15 protein-coding genes are annotated in these 17091 nt (G+C 32.2%); 10 read left to right on the top strand and 5 right to left on the bottom strand.

Annotated elements, in window-relative coordinates; translation table 11 throughout:
* Positions 1–98: 98 nt before the first annotated feature.
* Together GMA11_RS03155 and GMA11_RS03150 are read left to right on the top strand one after the other, a co-directional pair.
* Positions 99–1820, top strand: a complete 1722-nt coding sequence (locus GMA11_RS03155; RefSeq protein WP_163545762.1) for a septation ring formation regulator EzrA — start codon at positions 99–101, stop codon at positions 1818–1820.
* Positions 1821–2290: 470 nt separating this feature from the next.
* Positions 2291–2869 (top strand): hypothetical protein, encoded by a 579-nt coding sequence (locus tag GMA11_RS03150; RefSeq protein WP_163545761.1) that lies wholly within the window; start codon positions 2291–2293, stop codon positions 2867–2869.
* 344 nt (positions 2870–3213) lie between these two features.
* Here the strand turns inward: GMA11_RS03150 and GMA11_RS03145 are convergent, their stop codons facing one another.
* The 3 genes from GMA11_RS03145 to GMA11_RS03135 are packed head-to-tail and all read right to left on the bottom strand — an operon-like array spanning position 3214 to position 4162.
* The gene (locus GMA11_RS03145) at positions 3214–3465 is read right to left on the bottom strand and encodes a hypothetical protein (protein WP_163545760.1); all 252 of its coding nucleotides are present in this window, start codon (positions 3463–3465) and stop codon (positions 3214–3216) included.
* A gap of 12 nt (positions 3466–3477) precedes the next feature.
* Entirely contained in the window at positions 3478–3708 is a 231-nt protein-coding gene (locus GMA11_RS03140; RefSeq protein WP_163545759.1) for a hypothetical protein, read from the bottom strand.
* Positions 3709–3718: 10 nt separating this feature from the next.
* A complete protein-coding gene (locus tag GMA11_RS03135) occupies positions 3719–4162 on the bottom strand; it encodes a hypothetical protein (RefSeq protein WP_163545758.1) in 444 nt (147 codons plus the stop codon).
* 828 nt (positions 4163–4990) lie between these two features.
* Between GMA11_RS03135 and alaS the strand changes: the two genes are divergently transcribed.
* The 8 genes from alaS (at position 4991) to GMA11_RS03095 (ending at position 15945) form a co-directional block, all read left to right on the top strand.
* Positions 4991–7621 (top strand): alanine--tRNA ligase, encoded by a 2631-nt coding sequence (alaS, locus tag GMA11_RS03130; protein ID WP_163545757.1) that lies wholly within the window; start codon positions 4991–4993, stop codon positions 7619–7621.
* 238 nt (positions 7622–7859) lie between these two features.
* Positions 7860–10484: a family 20 glycosylhydrolase gene (locus GMA11_RS03125; protein ID WP_163545756.1), complete on the top strand. Its 2625-nt coding sequence runs from the start codon at positions 7860–7862 to the stop codon at positions 10482–10484.
* An 83-nt stretch (positions 10485–10567) separates the two neighbouring features.
* Complete coding sequence (locus tag GMA11_RS03120) at positions 10568–11602, top strand: M42 family metallopeptidase (RefSeq protein WP_163545755.1); 1035 nt, start codon at positions 10568–10570, stop codon at positions 11600–11602.
* A 141-nt stretch (positions 11603–11743) separates the two neighbouring features.
* Positions 11744–12508, top strand: a complete 765-nt coding sequence (locus GMA11_RS03115) for a mechanosensitive ion channel family protein (protein ID WP_163545754.1) — start codon at positions 11744–11746, stop codon at positions 12506–12508.
* 177 nt (positions 12509–12685) lie between these two features.
* On the top strand, positions 12686–13681 hold the full coding sequence (locus GMA11_RS03110; RefSeq protein ID WP_163545775.1) for a serine hydrolase: 996 nt from the start codon (positions 12686–12688) through the stop codon (positions 13679–13681).
* A gap of 265 nt (positions 13682–13946) precedes the next feature.
* A complete protein-coding gene (gene rlmN, locus GMA11_RS03105; protein ID WP_163545753.1) occupies positions 13947–15062 on the top strand; it encodes a 23S rRNA (adenine(2503)-C(2))-methyltransferase RlmN in 1116 nt (371 codons plus the stop codon).
* A gap of 140 nt (positions 15063–15202) precedes the next feature.
* The gene (locus GMA11_RS03100; protein WP_163545752.1) at positions 15203–15466 is read left to right on the top strand and encodes a hypothetical protein; all 264 of its coding nucleotides are present in this window, start codon (positions 15203–15205) and stop codon (positions 15464–15466) included.
* Positions 15463–15945, top strand: coding sequence for a hypothetical protein (locus tag GMA11_RS03095; RefSeq protein WP_163545751.1), 483 nt, complete (start codon positions 15463–15465; stop codon positions 15943–15945). Before GMA11_RS03100 ends, GMA11_RS03095 begins: the two co-directional genes overlap by 4 nt.
* A 401-nt stretch (positions 15946–16346) precedes the next feature.
* Here the strand turns inward: GMA11_RS03095 and GMA11_RS03090 are convergent, their stop codons facing one another.
* Both GMA11_RS03090 and GMA11_RS03085 read right to left on the bottom strand, forming a co-directional pair.
* Complete coding sequence (locus tag GMA11_RS03090; protein WP_163545750.1) at positions 16347–16565, bottom strand: hypothetical protein; 219 nt, start codon at positions 16563–16565, stop codon at positions 16347–16349.
* A 111-nt stretch (positions 16566–16676) separates the two neighbouring features.
* Positions 16677–16967: a bacteriocin immunity protein gene (locus GMA11_RS03085; protein WP_163545749.1), complete on the bottom strand. Its 291-nt coding sequence runs from the start codon at positions 16965–16967 to the stop codon at positions 16677–16679.
* Positions 16968–17091: the final 124 nt, after the last annotated feature.

The raw sequence follows: 17091 nt of genomic DNA, 5'->3' as shown, positions 1-17091 counted from the left end.
TGTTTTCTATTGTTTTATATAGTGACAAAATGTTATACTAATTAGGATATGTGAGAATTTTATATTATATAGATAGAATTATTGTTGGAGGAACTGATATGGGTATTGTGATATTATTTTTGGTGCTAATCGTGATTGTACTAGGAAGTTATGGAGTAGCACTTTTTATGAAAGGCAAACAAGTTCAAGCTGTTTCAGCGTTAGATGAACAAAAAGTTGCTATTTTCGATATCCCAATAGATGACATCATTATTAAATTAAAAAATATGCATTTAAGTGGGCAAACAAAACGCTTGTCTGAAAGTTGGCAAGCACGTTGGGATGAACAAGTAAAAGAAGTATTGCCAAATATTGAAACAAGATTATCTGATGCAGAACAATACGCCGATCAATTAAGATTTTTCAAATCTCGTCGAGCGATTGATGAAGCTAGAGAAATGATTGATGAAGCAGAAAAAAATGTGTTTCAGATTGACGAAGCTTTACAACGTTTAGTGGACAGTGAAAAAGAAAATCACGAAGAAATTGAAGCGGTTAGCGAACACTATAAAACATTGCGTAATAATGCGCTAAAAGATAGTGTGAAATTTAAAGAAGCTTTTGAAACCATTGATGAGCGCTTGTCCAATATTGAAGCATCTTTCCAACAATTTGATACTCTAATGGAAGAAGCGGACTATATCGAGGCACGTGATGTATTAAAACAAGCAGAAAAACAAACCATTGCTTTAGAAGAAATTCTACCAATGATACCTGCCTTCTACAATTTAGTAGACGTAGATTTTAAAGAACAACTTGATGATATTAAGCAAGGTCATGCACGCTTAGTAGAACAACAATTTAAATTTAAAGATATTGATTTAAACAAAGCGATTGAAACATTAGAGAATCTGATAGATTCAGCAAGAGAAGATGTGACAGCTTTAAATATCGGTATTGCAAAAGAGAAAAAACAAGATATTGAAAAAGAAATTGAACGTTTATACAATGTAATGGAACAGGAAATTGACGCAAAAGAGTATATTCAAAAAGCGTCTGTACGTTTAAATGCGCACTTAAAACAAATTTCTGAAAGTAATCGTTATGTGACATTGGAAATTGACCGTATTTCACAAAACTATGAATTAACGGATAATGAAGAAGAACGTGTGGCAGAATATAAAGCCCAATTAGACAAAGAGGCAGAGGCTTTAGAACATTATCAATCTTTATTGGAAAATCATGATATTGTGTTTTCAACAGTAAAAGAATATTTTATTGAACTGGCTGAAACATTATCACGAATTGACAATGAACAAGCAACGTTGATGAAAGAATTAGGTGATTTGCGTCAACGTGAACGTTATGTACGTGAACAGTTAGATATGTTTGAAGTCGATTTACGCAATATGAAACGTGCGTTAGAAAAACAATATTTACCAGGATTGTCCAAAACATACTTAGACTTATTCTTCGCTACAACAAAACGTATTGAAACATTATCTGAAAAATTAAATCGTATTAAAATCAATATGAAAGAAATTGATGAACATGTTGCTCTATGTACAGAAGATGTCGAGCAACTTGACGAAGCAACTGAAAATATTATTGACAATGCCGTTTTAACAGAACAACTCATTCAATATGCTAACCGTTATCGTATGGAACATGCCGCAATTGAAAAAGCTATTAACACAGCAATCAATTTATACCAACACCAATACAAATATGCCGAAGCAAAACAAACGGTTGCTAATGCATTAAGTAAAGTGGAAGCAGGTGCTGTCCAACGCGTTGAAAAGTTATACCAAGAAGATAAAAATAGACGTGTTTATTTATAATCAAACGAGTATATGAAACCCCAGAGAGAATCGACAGATTCTCTCTGGGGTTATTTTAAGCTCTTCGTCAAATCGTGTCGTGAAAGATAAAAATCTATTATTATAAAAATGATTCGTTTTAAATAATTTTAAGAAAAATATCTTGACTTTTGTTAAAAAAAGGTGTAAAAGGAAGTTGTCATGACAATAAAGAAAGAATGGATTGGTAATAATGTAAAAAATTAATTCCTTAGTAATAGTTGTATAGTTAGTAAGAGTGTCGTGAAAGTAATAATGCAAAAAAAGACAAAAATATATTTGATTTTAGTTGTGTGAGCAAGCCCTAATAAAATCAGCGATAGTAAATATATTTTTGCAACATTATCAATTCCACGTATAGTGAAATATATTGTGAAAATTGTAAGTGATAGAAGTAATATTGTTTTTTTCATTTGAATCTCCTTAACAAAAAATTGAAAGAAGGAATTAGTATGTCAAAAAAATTTATAGGTAAATTCATTTTGTTAGTTAGTTTGTTTTCTGTTTTATCAATAAGTCCTTTAAAAGTATATGCTGATTATAGCATAAATAATAATATAAGTGAACTTAAGAAAAATGGAATTGAAAATTTAAGTAATGAAAAAATAAATTTGTTATTTGAAGCTGTTGAAAAATTAGACCAAAAACTTATAGATAGTAAAAATATGGATGCTATACAAAAACATTTTTCTAAATATGGTATAGATTTTAATATCAAAAATCAATATAACAAATATTCTTTTGATAATCGCTCTAGAGATTTTTTTGGTGATATTTGGGGTGTTACAAAATGTGTAGGTGCGATTATTGTTATTGTAGGTTCAACTGCTTTAGGTGTTGGGCTATTGATTAAATTAAAAAATTTCATTGCAGCAGCAGGAGGTATTCAAGCAGCAGCTACCGCTATTATGGCAATAGCAAGAACAGGTTTCTCTCAAGAAAATATACAAAGATTTGGAAATAGTTTAATTGCTGCTGGAAGTGCTATTTTAGGGATACAGCAAATTCAAGATAATTGTACTGGTAAATAAGAAATTTGATATATATAAATGAACTGTACTTGATATATTTATTAGAGTTCATTTTGGTATATAATATAACTTATCAAATATATTCAATTATGAGATTTTTAATAAATGTTGTTGGAGGATAAAAATCACCAATATATAAATGACTCTGAGTATTTTGGATTACCTCGTAATGTGTTTTCAATTCTCTTAGTGTTATTTATTACTCTCTACCAATACGATTTAACGCAGAACCATAATAAACCGGAGATAATCGACATTCGATTGTCTCCGGTTTCCCTATAGGGTGACTTTTGGGTCAGCCACTTTTTACAGTATGTATTGTTAATATGTCTATATAGATGGTACTATACAAAGAAATGTTCTTCAGAATAACCATAAAAATGTATCGTATGCCCTTGTATTGTATAATGCATATTCCATATTGGCTGGGTTATAAGGGTTTGTGTATCTGTATTATATTTTAATATAAAGCATGCTTCTGTCATATTTTTATCCGTGATAACCATACTTTGTTTTTCTTTATCAAAAATATAGTTGAGTGTATTGTCAAATCTTAGGGTATACCCAAAAGCTTGGCATTCTGTATAAGTCTTCATTTATTCTCCTTTTCATTGTTCCCATTTTGCTCGAATATATATATCTTTTCCTTTTATATCACATGCTATATAATTTCCTTTGATTTTCAATGCATCTGTATCGGTGTGATAAGTGATAACAAGGCAAATGTGTGGTTCTTTTTCGTTGAAAAAAAGAAGTATGTGTTTTTTTTCATCATATGTATATGTTAATGTGTTTTGGATAATAAATGTGTATCCAAAGCAAGAAAGTCTTTGTTCCATATAATCTCCTTTACTTTACCAATAGATAGTTGTCAGACATCACGTATGTCAACTGTGCATGATTGACAATGATTTTTTCTTCTTCGTGTTTTGTTAAAATGGCATACACGACTGTTTCGTCTTTGCTTGTCACAAGTGTGTGTTTTCCTAATACGACATGTAAATAGTCGGCATAACGAAAATCGTCGTGTTCGCAAAAGGTATGTATTTTTGGTTTTTCTATTCTCGGTGTACTATAAATATCAGGGTCAAATATGAGATATATCACATTTTGTTTTATTTTTAATGTTGCGTGAGCATATAGTTGTATCTCTATACCTTGATTTTCTTTGATAACACCAAAGACCTTTGGGATTTGCCTACTGATAATCGTGTAGTGCCGTTGTTTTTTATCAAAAAGACAATCATAATGATGACTGTCAAGCTGTACACGATACGTGCCTATTTCTATCATGCGTCAATCCTTTCTATTATGAGAATTAGGGTCTTAACCAAATTCCATCTCTATCAAAAGTTCCTACTCTTTTACCGTATCTATCATATAATTTTCAATAACTACCACCATGTGTTCCTGACCCACTATTTACAGCTCTATCTCTTACCAATGTATATAAGGTAGAAGTATAATTACCTATTCTATCACTAGCTTTAGAAATACCGTATTTGTTAGCAAATCTGAATAAGATTAAGCTAGTACCATAGCTCTTGTTTTCATCTTTAAAATTACACTAAAATTTTGAATATTGTGTGTAGTTAGTGCTAATGCATATTTGCTATATTTAATAATAAATTAAAAAAAGATTAAAATCAATATCTTTCAAAAAAGAATTATTTTTTAAAATACACTATTTTTAAAATAGAAAATAGATGATATAGATATAAATATGACAACCAGTTGATGAAGTTGTTGGTTTTTTATGATAATTTTCACGAGCGGAGAATTTCTCATGCTTAGGGTACTTTTTATAGTCTACGTCTTTGAAAAAAATCCATTATTCATGTGTTAAAAAACTATTTTCTATTGACGAAAGCAAAGAAATCTTTTATACTCAAGCGGTAGGTTGAGGGACATGTTGTAGACAATTTAGAGAGCTTTTGAGTGGTGAAAGAAAGCACGGATACAATGCTACCCGAGATAAAGATGTTATAGAAATATGACCGTTTGCCAACGTTATCGGCATGAAGAGATGTAATGAACGAAAGTGTGCATTGCAAGTAGGGTGGAACCGTGCGGAAGTGCCCCTACATGCAAGGTGCACTTTATTTAATTTAGGAGGAAAAAATGGTTTTAACAAGTAAAGACATACGTCAAAAATATTTAGACTTTTTTGCATCAAAACAACATGAGATTATTCCAAGCGCGTCTTTAATCCCAGTTAATGATCCAACATTATTATGGATTAACGCAGGTGTGGCACCGTTAAAAAAATATTTTGACGGAACAGAAGTACCAAATACACCACGTTTGGCAAATGCACAAAAATGTATTCGTACAAATGATATTGAAAATGTAGGGGTAACAGCACGTCATCACACACTATTTGAAATGTTAGGAAACTGGTCTATTGGAGAATATTTCAAGGAAGAGGCTATTTCATGGGCGTGGGAATTTTTAACGGATAAAAAATGGTTAGGTTTTGAACCTGAAAAATTATACGCAACATATTATCCAGAAGATACAGAAACACCAAATATTTGGAAAAAACAACCAAATTTTGATGGTTCACATTTAGTGCCATTCGAAGATAATTTTTGGGATATTGGTGCAGGGCCATGCGGACCATGTACTGAAATTTTCTATGACCGTGGAGAAAAATATTTGGATATACCTGAAGATGACCCAGAAAACTACCCTGGTGGTGAAAATGAACGTTATTTAGAAATTTGGAATTTAGTATTTTCTGAGTTTAACCACATGCCAGATGATACATATCAACCACTGCCACGTAAAAATATTGATACGGGTATGGGATTAGAACGTGTAACATCTGTTTTACAAGATACACCAACAAATTTTGAAACAGACTTATTCAAACCAATTATTGACAAAATTGGTACATTAACTTCTATTCAATATGGTGACAATAAAACGACAGACACATCATTTAAAGTGATTGCGGACCATGTTCGTGCTGTAAGTTTTGCGATTGGAGATGGAGCATTGCCATCAAATGAAGGGCGCGGCTATATTTTACGTCGTTTAATTCGTCGTTCTGTTATGCACGGACAAAAATTAGGTATTCACCACACTTTTATGAAAGACTTAGTTCCAGTTGTTGCGGAAATTATGGGTGCATTCTATCCAGAAATTGTTGAAAAAACAGTCTTTATTCAAAAAGTAATCGGATCTGAAGAAGAAAAATTCCACGAAACAATTAATGGTGGATTAGAATTATTACAACATATTTTCAAAAATATGGATGAGAACAAAGAAACGGTTGTATCTGGACGAGAAGCCTTTAAATTATATGATACATATGGTTTCCCATTGGAATTAACGCAAGAATATGCAAGTGAACATCAATTCACAGTGAATACAGAAGAATTTGATATTGCGATGAACGAACAACGTGAACGTGCTAGAGCGGCTCGTCAAAAAGAAGAATCAATGGCTATTCAATCTGAAGTATATACATCTATTCATGTGCCAAGTGAGTTTGTTGGTTATCAAACACATGAAGCAATAGGAGAATTAAATGCGATTGTTTGTCATAACGAACAAGTGGATAACGTAGATGCTGAACAATATGCAAATGTGTTCTTCTCAACAACACCATTTTATGCTGAAATGGGAGGACAAGTTGCTGATACGGGTGTTGTGGAAACAATGGACGGACAAGTTGTTGCGATTGTTGAAAATGTGAAAAAAGCACCAAATGGACAACCAATGCATAGTGTTAAAGTAGTGTTACCACTACACGTTGGCACACAGTACAAATTAGTTGTTGATAAAGCACGTCGCCGTAAAATCACGAACAACCATACAGCGACACACTTATTGCACAAAGCCTTAAAAGATGTATTAGGCACGCATGCTAATCAAGCAGGTTCTTATGTTTCTCCAACTTATTTACGATTTGACTTTACACACTTTGGACAAGTTACACCAGAAGAACTAAAACAAATGGAACGTATTGTTAACGAAAAAATTTGGGAAGCATTAGATGTTGTGACGATTGAAACAGATGTTGACACAGCTAAATCAATGGGAGCAATGGCACTCTTTGGTGAAAAATATGGTAAAGTAGTACGTGTTGTCAATATTGGTGGTTATTCGATTGAATTATGTGGTGGTATTCATGTAGGCAACACACAAGAAATTGGTTTATTCCAAATTGTATCCGAATCAGGTATCGGTGCAGGAACAAGACGTATTGAAGCTGTTACAAGTCAAGAAGCATATGAACTATTAAATAGCTTTGAACGTACACTTGTTGACACAGCAAAAACAGTAAAATCTTCTGTGATGGATGTACCAACACGTGTTGGACAATTATTACAAGAACAAAAAGAATTGCGTTCAGAACTAGAATCATTAAAAGCAAAATTATTGAAGCAAGAATCAAATGCTTTATTTGATAATGTACAAGTCTACCATGATTTACGTATCATTGTAGTGGAAACACCAAATAAAGATATGAATGCATTAAGAGGACTAGCAGATACATGGAAAGAAAAAGATAGTTCAGATGTCTTTGTAGTTGCTACAGTACAAGATGACAAAGTAAACTTGCTTGTTGCCGCAAATAAAAAAGCCAATGAAAAAGGCGTGAAAGCAGGAAATTTAATCAAACAAATTGCTCCACTTGTGGCAGGTGGCGGTGGAGGTCGTCCAGATATGGCACAAGCTGGTGGTAAAAATCCTGCAGGTGTCAAAGACGCTTTAGCAAAAGCAATTGAATTATTAAAATAAAAAGAGAAAAAACATCACACAACCAATCTTGGTGTGTGATGTTTTTTAACATGATAATCAAGAAAATGTATAAAATATTCTACGATTTGTCTAAATATTTGATGAGTATTGGATGATAGGGGGTAGTTAATTATATGAAAAAATAAAAGCGGTATCATGAAAAAATCCCCATAAATATAGTTTTCTTATTTATATATTGTTATAATAAAATCAACAACACAATATTGGAGGGGTTTGTATGAGAAAATGGATACAAAAATGGATAAAGTGGTTAATGGTAGTTGTGCTTTTCGTAGGTATTTCACCGAGTTTGAAAGCGTATTCCGATCAAGAGAACTATATGCGTGTGTTTTCGATTGATGCAGGGCGTAAATATTTTTCATTAGAACAACTCAAACAGCTTGTCGATAAAGCACAAGAATTAGGCTTTACTGATTTACACGTTTTATTAGGTAATGATGGTTTAAGATTCGTTCTAGATGACATGGAAATTACAACAAATAGTAAAACGTACCCAAGTAATGCTGTCAAAGAAGCGATAAAAGAAGGGAATAGATCTTATTATAATGATCGAAATGGGGATGCTTTAACCCAAGCAGAAATGACAGAGTTATTGGCGTATGCTGCTTCTAAGAAAGTGTCTATTATTCCAGCTGTCAATAGCCCAGGACATATGGATGCGATTTTAGTTGCTATGGAAAAATTAGGGATTGCTAATCCGTTCCACACAAATAATGGTATAAGTTCCGATAGAACATTAGATATTACGAATACAGAAGCTGTTGATTTTACAAAACAATTAGTTAAAAAATATGCTAATTATTTTTCTGGAAAAGTACGTATTTTTAATTTTGGGGCAGATGAATTTGCCAATGACTTATACACACAAGGCACGAATGGATTTAAAGCATTACAATCAAAAGGACTTTATAAAACATTCGGAGAATATGTGAACGCTCTGGCACAGATTATTAAAGATGCAAATTTACAACCAATGGCGTTTAATGACGGATTTTACTATAATAATAGTGAAGAGGTAACGTTTGATAAAGATATTATTATTTCTTATTGGACATCGGGTTGGAATGGATATAATGTTGCCTCTGCAAAAACATTGAGTGCAAAAGGACATAAAATTCTAAATACAAATGATGCTTGGTATTATGTGGTGGGTCGTGATTATTCAGGTAGTGGTTGGTATAACTTACAACAAGGATTAGATGGCGTTCAAAAAGCACCATTTAGACAAGTGGCAGGTACCACTTATAATCCAGATGATCCAAGTGCAAACGTGAATATTATCGGAAGTATGGTTTGTACATGGTGTGATACACCGTCAAGACAATATAAACCAAATTTAGCCTTTAGACTTATGCAAGCTTTTGCAACAAAAAATGCAGATGTGTTTGCTAAAAAACCGAATGCTGATTATGCAAAAGTGGATGCATTACTTGCACGAGTACCAAAAGATTTGACAATATACAACACAAATGTTGTTGATGCATTAACAAAACTAATTAATTCGATTGATCGAACAAAAACAAACGATCAACAAGAAGAAGTGAATGAATATGCTAAACAATTAGAAGAATTGTTAAATACATTGGAACTAAAACCTGCAGATTATACAGCATTAATTGAAGGTATATCAAAAATACCTCAAGATTTAGATAACTATACAGAAGAAACAGTTGAAAATCTAACGAATTTTATTAATAATATTGATGAAACAAAAAATATCACACAACAAAGTGATGTTGATGCATACGTGGAACAGTTAGAAGATTTAGTAAAAGCACTAACATTGAAAAAAGCAGATTACACAGCATTAGATAAAGTAGTAGCGACAGTACCAAAAGATTTGGATAACTATACAGAAGAAAGTGTAAAAGCTTTAACAGATTTTATCAATGATATTGATAAAACAAAAAATATCACACAACAAAGTGATGTTGATGCATACGTGAAACAATTAGAAGATTTAATAAAAGCATTGGCATTGAAAAAAGCAGATTACACAGCATTAGATAAAGTAGTAGCGACAGTACCAAAAGATTTGGATAGCTATACAGAAGAAAGTGTAAAAGCTTTAACAGATTTTATCAATAATGTTGATAAAACAAAAAATATCACACAACAAAGTGATGTTGATGCATACGTGAAACAGTTAGAAGATTTAGTAAAAGCACTAACATTGAAAAAAGCAGATTACACAGCATTAGATAAAGTGCTAGCAACAGTACCAAAAGATTTGGATAGCTATACAGAAGAAAGCGTAAAAGCTTTAACAGATTTTATTAAAAATATTGATAAAACAAAAAATATTACACAACAAAATGATGTTAATCATGATGTGGAAAAATTAGAAGAAACGATTAAAGCACTTGTCTTGAAAAAATCTCCAGTATTACCACATCTACCAAAAGATGCAGAAATAGAATATATGATGATTGATGGAAATAATCAAACAATTTCAGCGGGACAAACACTTAGAATGGCATCAAATGCTGATTTCAATAAATTCGTATCTGTTATGGTTGACGGTAAAATGGTAGATAAAAGTATGTATACGGTAAAAAGTGGTAGTACGATTGTTACATTATCAAATATGTATACAGCAACATTAACAACAGGCAAACATCAATTAAGTATTGTTTCTCGTGATGGTAAAGCAGTGGGAACGTTCTATGTGAAAAAAGCAACTGTTAAAGAAAATACAAATATAAAAACAAATAGTACACTGTCAAAAGAAACAACAAAAAATAAAACACTGGTGAAAACAGGAGAACAAATGGCATTGTGGACGATGTTCATTGGACTACTTTGTATTGGTGTTGCTGTATGGCTTAAAAAACAACATTAAGAAAATCAAAAAACGCAATAAGTCACGCTTATTGCGTTTTTTTGATATAATAAATGTAATAAAGTCAAAATAAGGAGAATAAGATGAACGCATTAAACTATTTACAAGAATTGTTGGCAATAGCATCTCCAACAGGGTTCACAAAAGATGTTATAGAGTATTTGATAGAAACGACTGAAAAAATGGGATATAGAGCTAAACGTACCAATAAAGGCGGTGTTTTAGTAACCGTTCAGGGTAAAGATGATACTAAACATAGAGTAGTGACGGCACATGTGGATACTTTAGGTACTATTGTACGTGCGATTAAACCAGATGGACGATTAAAATTAGATAAAATCGGTGGATTCCCTTGGAATATGATTGAGGGAGAAAACTGTACAGTACATATTGCGAGTACGGGGGGGAAAGTGACAGGAACAATTTTATTACATCAAACGAGTTGTCATGTGTATCGTGAGGCAGGTACGATTGAACGTACACAAGATAATATGGAAGTACGTTTAGATGAGAAAGTCAAAACAGCAGATGATACAAAAGCATTAGGCATCAATGTAGGAGATTTTGTTAGCTTTGACCCAAGAACTACCTTAACCGATACGGGATTTATCAAAAGTCGATTCCTTGATGATAAAGTGAGTGCTGCTATTTTACTGGCACTTTTAGAAAAATACCAACTAGAAAAAATAGTACTACCATATACAACACATATCTATTTTTCAACAAATGAAGAAATTGGATACGGTGCTAATTCATCTATTGATGAGCGTACAGTAGAATATTTGGCTGTGGATATGGGAGCAATGGGGGATGATCAACAAACAGATGAATATACTGTATCTATTTGTGTGAAAGATGGTTCTGGTCCATATCATTATGGATTTCGTCAACATTTAGTAGCGTTGGCGAATCAATATGCTATCCCATTTCAGTTAGATATTTATCCATATTATGGGAGTGATGCCTCCGCAGCAATGCGTGCCGGTGCAGATGTGAAGCATGCTCTATTAGGAGCGGGGATTGAGTCAAGTCATTCCTATGAGCGTACACACATAGATTCTATTGTGGCGACACAAAACTTAGTGGATGCATACATTCAAAGTGGGTTAGTGGAATAGAAAAATCGGCTACTAAGAGGAGTATGGTATGAAGTGGCTATAATGGATATGCACCGACTAATACTAGACATAGACTTATGAATGGTGTGTATTCAAGATGTTCTCATAAATAATGAATATTTTATTAGAAAGGAAACGGAGATGCTAGATTTATTAAAAGACACTAAAGTGTGGACGATTTTATTTGCCATTGTATTTTATATCATCGTACGTACGATTTCGGATAGGCTTCTAGCCAAACGTAATAATTTATCTGTACGTTTTATTGGAAATTTATGTAAAACAGGAGCATTGATTTTTGGCTTTTTTCTTATTTTAAGTCAGTTTGAAAATTTTAGAGGATTTATTACATCTCTACTAGCTAACTCAGCACTTGTCGTGGCAGTGTTAGGTTTTGCTTTACAAAATGTGATTCGGAACTTATTGGCAGGTATTTTATTGATACAATCAGATGCCTTCAAAATCGGTGATAGAGTACGATTATCCGATAAAAATATTACTGGTGTCATTGAAGAAATGAATTTACATTATACAGTGATTAAATTGTATACGAATGAGCGTGCGATTGTTCCGAATTATGTGATGAATGAAACGGTCGTTATCAATAATGACAAAAAGGATTCAACAACAAGCTATCCGATTTCCTTTTATATTCGATTGGATAAAGATTTAGATAAGGTCATAGATATTATTAAAGAACAAATTATTCGTCATCATCTCGTGCTGAATAAAGAAGATACTAAAGTGACGCTGGCGGAGTTGAGTACAACGTATGTTGAGGTGAAAGCTTTCATTTGGACACGAGATATTGAGGAAAGTTTTATTACGGTATCGGCATTACGATTGGATATTATTAAAGCCTTGCAAAAGCATGATTTAATTAGTGTTGAAACGACTCTTTCATAAGAATAAAATGACTAGTGAAAAACTAGTCATTTTTGTTTGTAAAGTATCTTGTTATTTTCCAAATAATCTCTTATAATAAGTGGACAATAATGGAGGATAGACGTGAAAGATAAAACAAAATTAGGAATTGCTATAGGTGTTTTAGTCACATTTATTATTGGTTTGGTACTCTATCGTATGCCCAATCCAAAAGTGATGTTTGTAGAAAATACGCAGCAGAGTACAACTCAAGAATCCACCAGAGAAACAGAAAGTGAAATATCATCAGAATCCGTAGAGAAAATAGAGGAAAAAGCAGTCAAAAAACGACAAAAATCAATGGAAGAAAAACAAGATGTGATGAAAGCCGATTTGGCAGAAATGGATGCGTATGGTTTGTATTATGACTACCCCAATTTATCTTTAGTAGATACTGTAAAAGCCTATTTAGACGAGTTTGGTATTGATTATAAGAGTATTGCTTTTTCTTATAAAGATATTGACACAAATGAAACTTTTTCTATGAATGATACACAGCCGATGACAGCTGGTAGTACATATAAATTACCATTAAATATGTTAGTAGTTGATGAAGTAGAAGCAGGGCGGTTATCTTTAGATGAGGCATTTGATATTACGGGAACAACCTATGAATACAAAGGGGAGCATGATACATACGTCTCAGTTTTTGGCGGAGCTATGACTATTCCACAAATGCAAAAATATTCCTTACAATATTCTGAGAATACCCCCGCCTACGCATTGGCAGATAGATTAGGAGGTATTGAAGCCGCGTATGCCATGTTTGGACGTTATGGGCAATCCAAAGCAGATACTAAAACAATCGACTTGAATAATAAAACAACTACAGATTACTATATTCAAGTATTAGAATACTTGTGGAATGATAGAGAGAAATATCGTGATTTAATCATGTATCTTGGCTACTCTTTCCCAGACGAGTATTATAAGACATTTGTGAAAGTACCTGTGTATCAAAAACCAGGATATGTTCGTGAAGCTTTGAATGTTTGTGCGATTGTAGAAGAAAATAAGCCATATTTAGTATCTATCTATACTGCTGGATTAGGCGGTAGCACTATTCACAGTACGGAAGTAAGTGGTGTAGGTGCATATCAATTAGGTGCTTTAGCTTACGTAATCAATGAGTGGCACAGAGTGAATATGAATTGATAGTTCTTTATCAATTGTATTGGAAAAGAGCACATCACTTGGCAGTGAATGCCTTTGTCATTCACTGCCTTTTTCTTTTAGTATAAACATTATCAAAATACAGTTGCTTTATTCTCGATAGAGCTAAAATCTAAATAACGAGGGAAAATTGATATTATGAAGTGTTTATTTTTACAGAGATTTTACTTGATTTACTACGAGAAAATCTTATAAACGAAAGGAGAGTATGCTATAATAAGCACAGGATACTGATTAGGAGATAAATATGGTTAATAAAAAAGTAGCAAAATATGAATTAGAAAGTAAACCACTGATTTATAGTTACCCATTAGCAGATTTAGAGGCGTGGTTTATTGAGAATGGACAAAAAAAATTCCGTGCCAATCAAGTGTGGGATTGGTTATATCGAAAACGTGTCAATTCTTTTCAAGAGATGACAAATTTATCTAAAGATATAATTGATTTATTAGAAGAAACATTTGCTTTTCCTGTTTTGAATGAAAAAATTAAGCAACAATCAACTGATGGGACACGTAAATTTCTATTTGAATTAGCAGATGGCTTACTCATTGAAACAGTATTGATGCCTCAAGAATATGGTTTATCTATTTGTGTCACAACACAAGTGGGTTGTAATATTGGCTGTACATTTTGTGCCAGTGGTATCATTGCCAAACAACGTGATTTAGTTGCTGGTGAAATTGTTGCACAAGTGATGCACGTTCAAAAAACATTGGATACTTTAGGTAAGGACGAACGTGTTAGTCATATTGTTGTAATGGGAATAGGAGAACCTTTTGATAACTATGATAATGTTATAAAATTTTTATCCGTTGTAAATTCTGACAAAGGATTGGCGATAGGTGCTAGACATATTACTGTTTCTACGAGTGGACTAGCTCCAAAAATTATAGAATTTGCAGATAATGGTTTACAAGTGAACCTCGCCTTATCTTTACACGCACCAGATAATGAAACACGTTCGAGAATTATGCGTATTAATCGTAAATATCCGATTGAAGTTGTCATGGGTGCGATTGATGAATACATTCGCAAAACAAATCGACGTGTGACGTTTGAATACATCATGTTAGATCATGTTAACGACTCTGTTGAACAGGCTCAACAGTTAGTTGATTTATTAAAAGACAAAAAGCATCTATCATACGTCAATTTAATTCCATATAACAAAGTAAGAGAGCACGACCAATATGAACGTAGTAGTAAAGAGCGAGTAGTTGCCTTTTACGATGTTTTAAAGAAAAATCGTATTAACTGTGTCGTACGTAAAGAATTTGGACACGATATAGAAGCTGCATGTGGTCAATTACGTTCAAGTCAAATGAAAAAGCAAGCTAATAAAAAAAGTTCTCTAACCTAAAATGGTAGGTTAGAGAACTTTTTTGTTAGGTCTTTTCATCTTTTTGTCTATCTACATAGAAAATTTCTTTATCTTTGCATATAGTATGTATAGTACATGATGTGTCATGTTGATAAAATTTGTAGATAAGGAAGTGAGATATGGACTATTTTTCTTGGTTAGAGCATTTAAAATCTAGTTTAGATGCCAATGTACCATTTGGTATATGTGCAATAATTGTTATTTTTGAATTTATTGGATTTACTTTACATCAAAGGCATGCAAGAAAAAATTTTGATGTGATTATTTTTATTGAGGAGAGAGCAATTATCCGTTTAGAGCGTGTCGTTGACAAAAAAGATGAGATGATTATAAAACTTCAAAGTAAGTTATTTCATAAAAAAGAATTGGAGGAAGATAAATGAACAATGCTAGTTTTTTAATACTATGTATTTTTGTTACTATTGTGTTTTACGTATGGGATATATCTCAGCATCGAAAAACATTGAATAGAGCTATGTTAAAAGTTCACTGGCAACATAAAATTTTTGTAAATATTCACCTGAAACAAATGTGTTCTGTATATCCAATGCTTTCTAAAGTAACGGCTTCATTTAGTCAATCAAAATTACAAAATGATAGCATACAAGAGATAGTAAGTCGTTCAAAATTATTAGACATAATTGATAAACAACAATTAAATAAGGAAATAGATGATTTAATGGAGAACGGTTCTGAAAATGATAAAGATGTTTTTATTTGGTATCTATTAACGTGTCTATGGATACAAGATTATAAGTATCATCACATGAAAGTTATGAATATTGAAAAAGAAACGCAAAAATTAAAGGATGAGAAAAGTGAACGAGATAGAATTTTAAATCGAGGATTTTGCTTAATGTAATAGAATATTTTGAAAAGTGACTAAGTATTGTATAGCCTATAGAAGAAAATATTAGATAATCAGCTGGGTGCATCCTCTATATTTCGAGTTGAGATAATTAGATTACCTAATATATAGAAATATACTACTAGTGCATTGATTAAGTTAGGTGTAATGGTGTTATTAAGTGTCTTAAGTGTCAATGTATACTTTCATAATTTTAATAAAAGGAAAAGACTTCAAAAAAGCTAAAAATTTTTGAAATCTGCTTTTTTCTTGCAGTACATTAGCAAAACGAACAACTGTGTATATTATAGGTAAATGATAGAGATAATTTTTATTTATCAATATAGCAGCCATTAAGAAAGGCATGTACGAATGACGTGCATGCCTTTTTGATTTCATACAAGTTTATCATATATTTATTTTGAAAAATAAACGCCTAGTCTATATTTTCCATTGATAAAGCGAATGGCTTTTATTTTATCCAACTGTTGTTGTGAGATTGCTTGTTTTAACATAGCCATTTTTTCATTTTTGATGATTAAATTGTATATGACAATTTTTTTCTGTTTGTCCTCTCCATATGCTGCTATGAGTGTAAGAAGAAGTATGATATATAAGAAAAATTTTGTGTCCATCTATCACCACTAAAACAATTATCTTGAATGCCTTTAAACACTAGAATAGTCAAGTATTGTTACCTTTCATTTCTGTTTATGGAACGATACTACAAAAGTTGTGTGTGACATTTAACGTATCAGTGAATCATAGAAAGAATATCCCAATTTATGACCTGGAGTTTTTCTTGAAATTTCTGAAAAAAATACGCTGACATCTCGTGACAATTCTCGTTTCAAAGCAAGTATTCCTAATTGTGTTTTTAAATCTTCCACAACTTTTCTCTCATACATATTATTTTCTATCTTATTCTTTGCTTCTAATAAAAGTTCTCTTTCTTTATCACTTATAAGATAATCCAATACTAAACGATATATTACAGTTAATAACTCTTGATTTTCATTTTCCCATTTTATTTTCATAATCGTACATCTCCATAATATCTATTTAAACATAAATTGTCCGTATAAAACGATGTGTACATTGGCATCACCTGTTTCTTTTCATAAGTATATTATAGACCTCTGTTAGATTAATGTAAATTTA

This window comes from Granulicatella sp. zg-ZJ, from assembly GCF_010892355.1.
GTDB lineage: Bacteria > Bacillota > Bacilli > Lactobacillales > Aerococcaceae > WM01.
Note: the sequence above shows the minus strand (reverse complement) of the source record. Positions and strands in the feature narration are given on the sequence as shown.

What these genes read in the sequence shown, in the direction of transcription:
- GMA11_RS03110 (WP_163545775.1), top strand. Translation starts at nt 12,686, where the DNA reads ATGCCCAATCCAAAAGTGATGTTTGTAGAAAATACGCAGCAGAGTACA.
- GMA11_RS03145 (WP_163545760.1), bottom strand. Translation starts at nt 3,465, where the DNA reads ATGAAGACTTATACAGAATGCCAAGCTTTTGGGTATACCCTAAGATTT.
- GMA11_RS03115 (WP_163545754.1), top strand. Translation starts at nt 11,744, where the DNA reads ATGCTAGATTTATTAAAAGACACTAAAGTGTGGACGATTTTATTTGCC.
- GMA11_RS03140 (WP_163545759.1), bottom strand. Translation starts at nt 3,708, where the DNA reads ATGGAACAAAGACTTTCTTGCTTTGGATACACATTTATTATCCAAAAC.
- GMA11_RS03120 (WP_163545755.1), top strand. Translation starts at nt 10,568, where the DNA reads ATGAACGCATTAAACTATTTACAAGAATTGTTGGCAATAGCATCTCCA.
- GMA11_RS03150 (WP_163545761.1), top strand. Translation starts at nt 2,291, where the DNA reads ATGTCAAAAAAATTTATAGGTAAATTCATTTTGTTAGTTAGTTTGTTT.
- GMA11_RS03100 (WP_163545752.1), top strand. Translation starts at nt 15,203, where the DNA reads ATGGACTATTTTTCTTGGTTAGAGCATTTAAAATCTAGTTTAGATGCC.
- GMA11_RS03095 (WP_163545751.1), top strand. Translation starts at nt 15,463, where the DNA reads ATGAACAATGCTAGTTTTTTAATACTATGTATTTTTGTTACTATTGTG.
- GMA11_RS03090 (WP_163545750.1), bottom strand. Translation starts at nt 16,565, where the DNA reads ATGGACACAAAATTTTTCTTATATATCATACTTCTTCTTACACTCATA.
- GMA11_RS03135 (WP_163545758.1), bottom strand. Translation starts at nt 4,162, where the DNA reads ATGATAGAAATAGGCACGTATCGTGTACAGCTTGACAGTCATCATTAT.
- GMA11_RS03125 (WP_163545756.1), top strand. Translation starts at nt 7,860, where the DNA reads ATGAGAAAATGGATACAAAAATGGATAAAGTGGTTAATGGTAGTTGTG.
- GMA11_RS03085 (WP_163545749.1), bottom strand. Translation starts at nt 16,967, where the DNA reads ATGAAAATAAAATGGGAAAATGAAAATCAAGAGTTATTAACTGTAATA.
- GMA11_RS03155 (WP_163545762.1), top strand. Translation starts at nt 99, where the DNA reads ATGGGTATTGTGATATTATTTTTGGTGCTAATCGTGATTGTACTAGGA.
- rlmN (WP_163545753.1), top strand. Translation starts at nt 13,947, where the DNA reads ATGGTTAATAAAAAAGTAGCAAAATATGAATTAGAAAGTAAACCACTG.
- alaS (WP_163545757.1), top strand. Translation starts at nt 4,991, where the DNA reads ATGGTTTTAACAAGTAAAGACATACGTCAAAAATATTTAGACTTTTTT.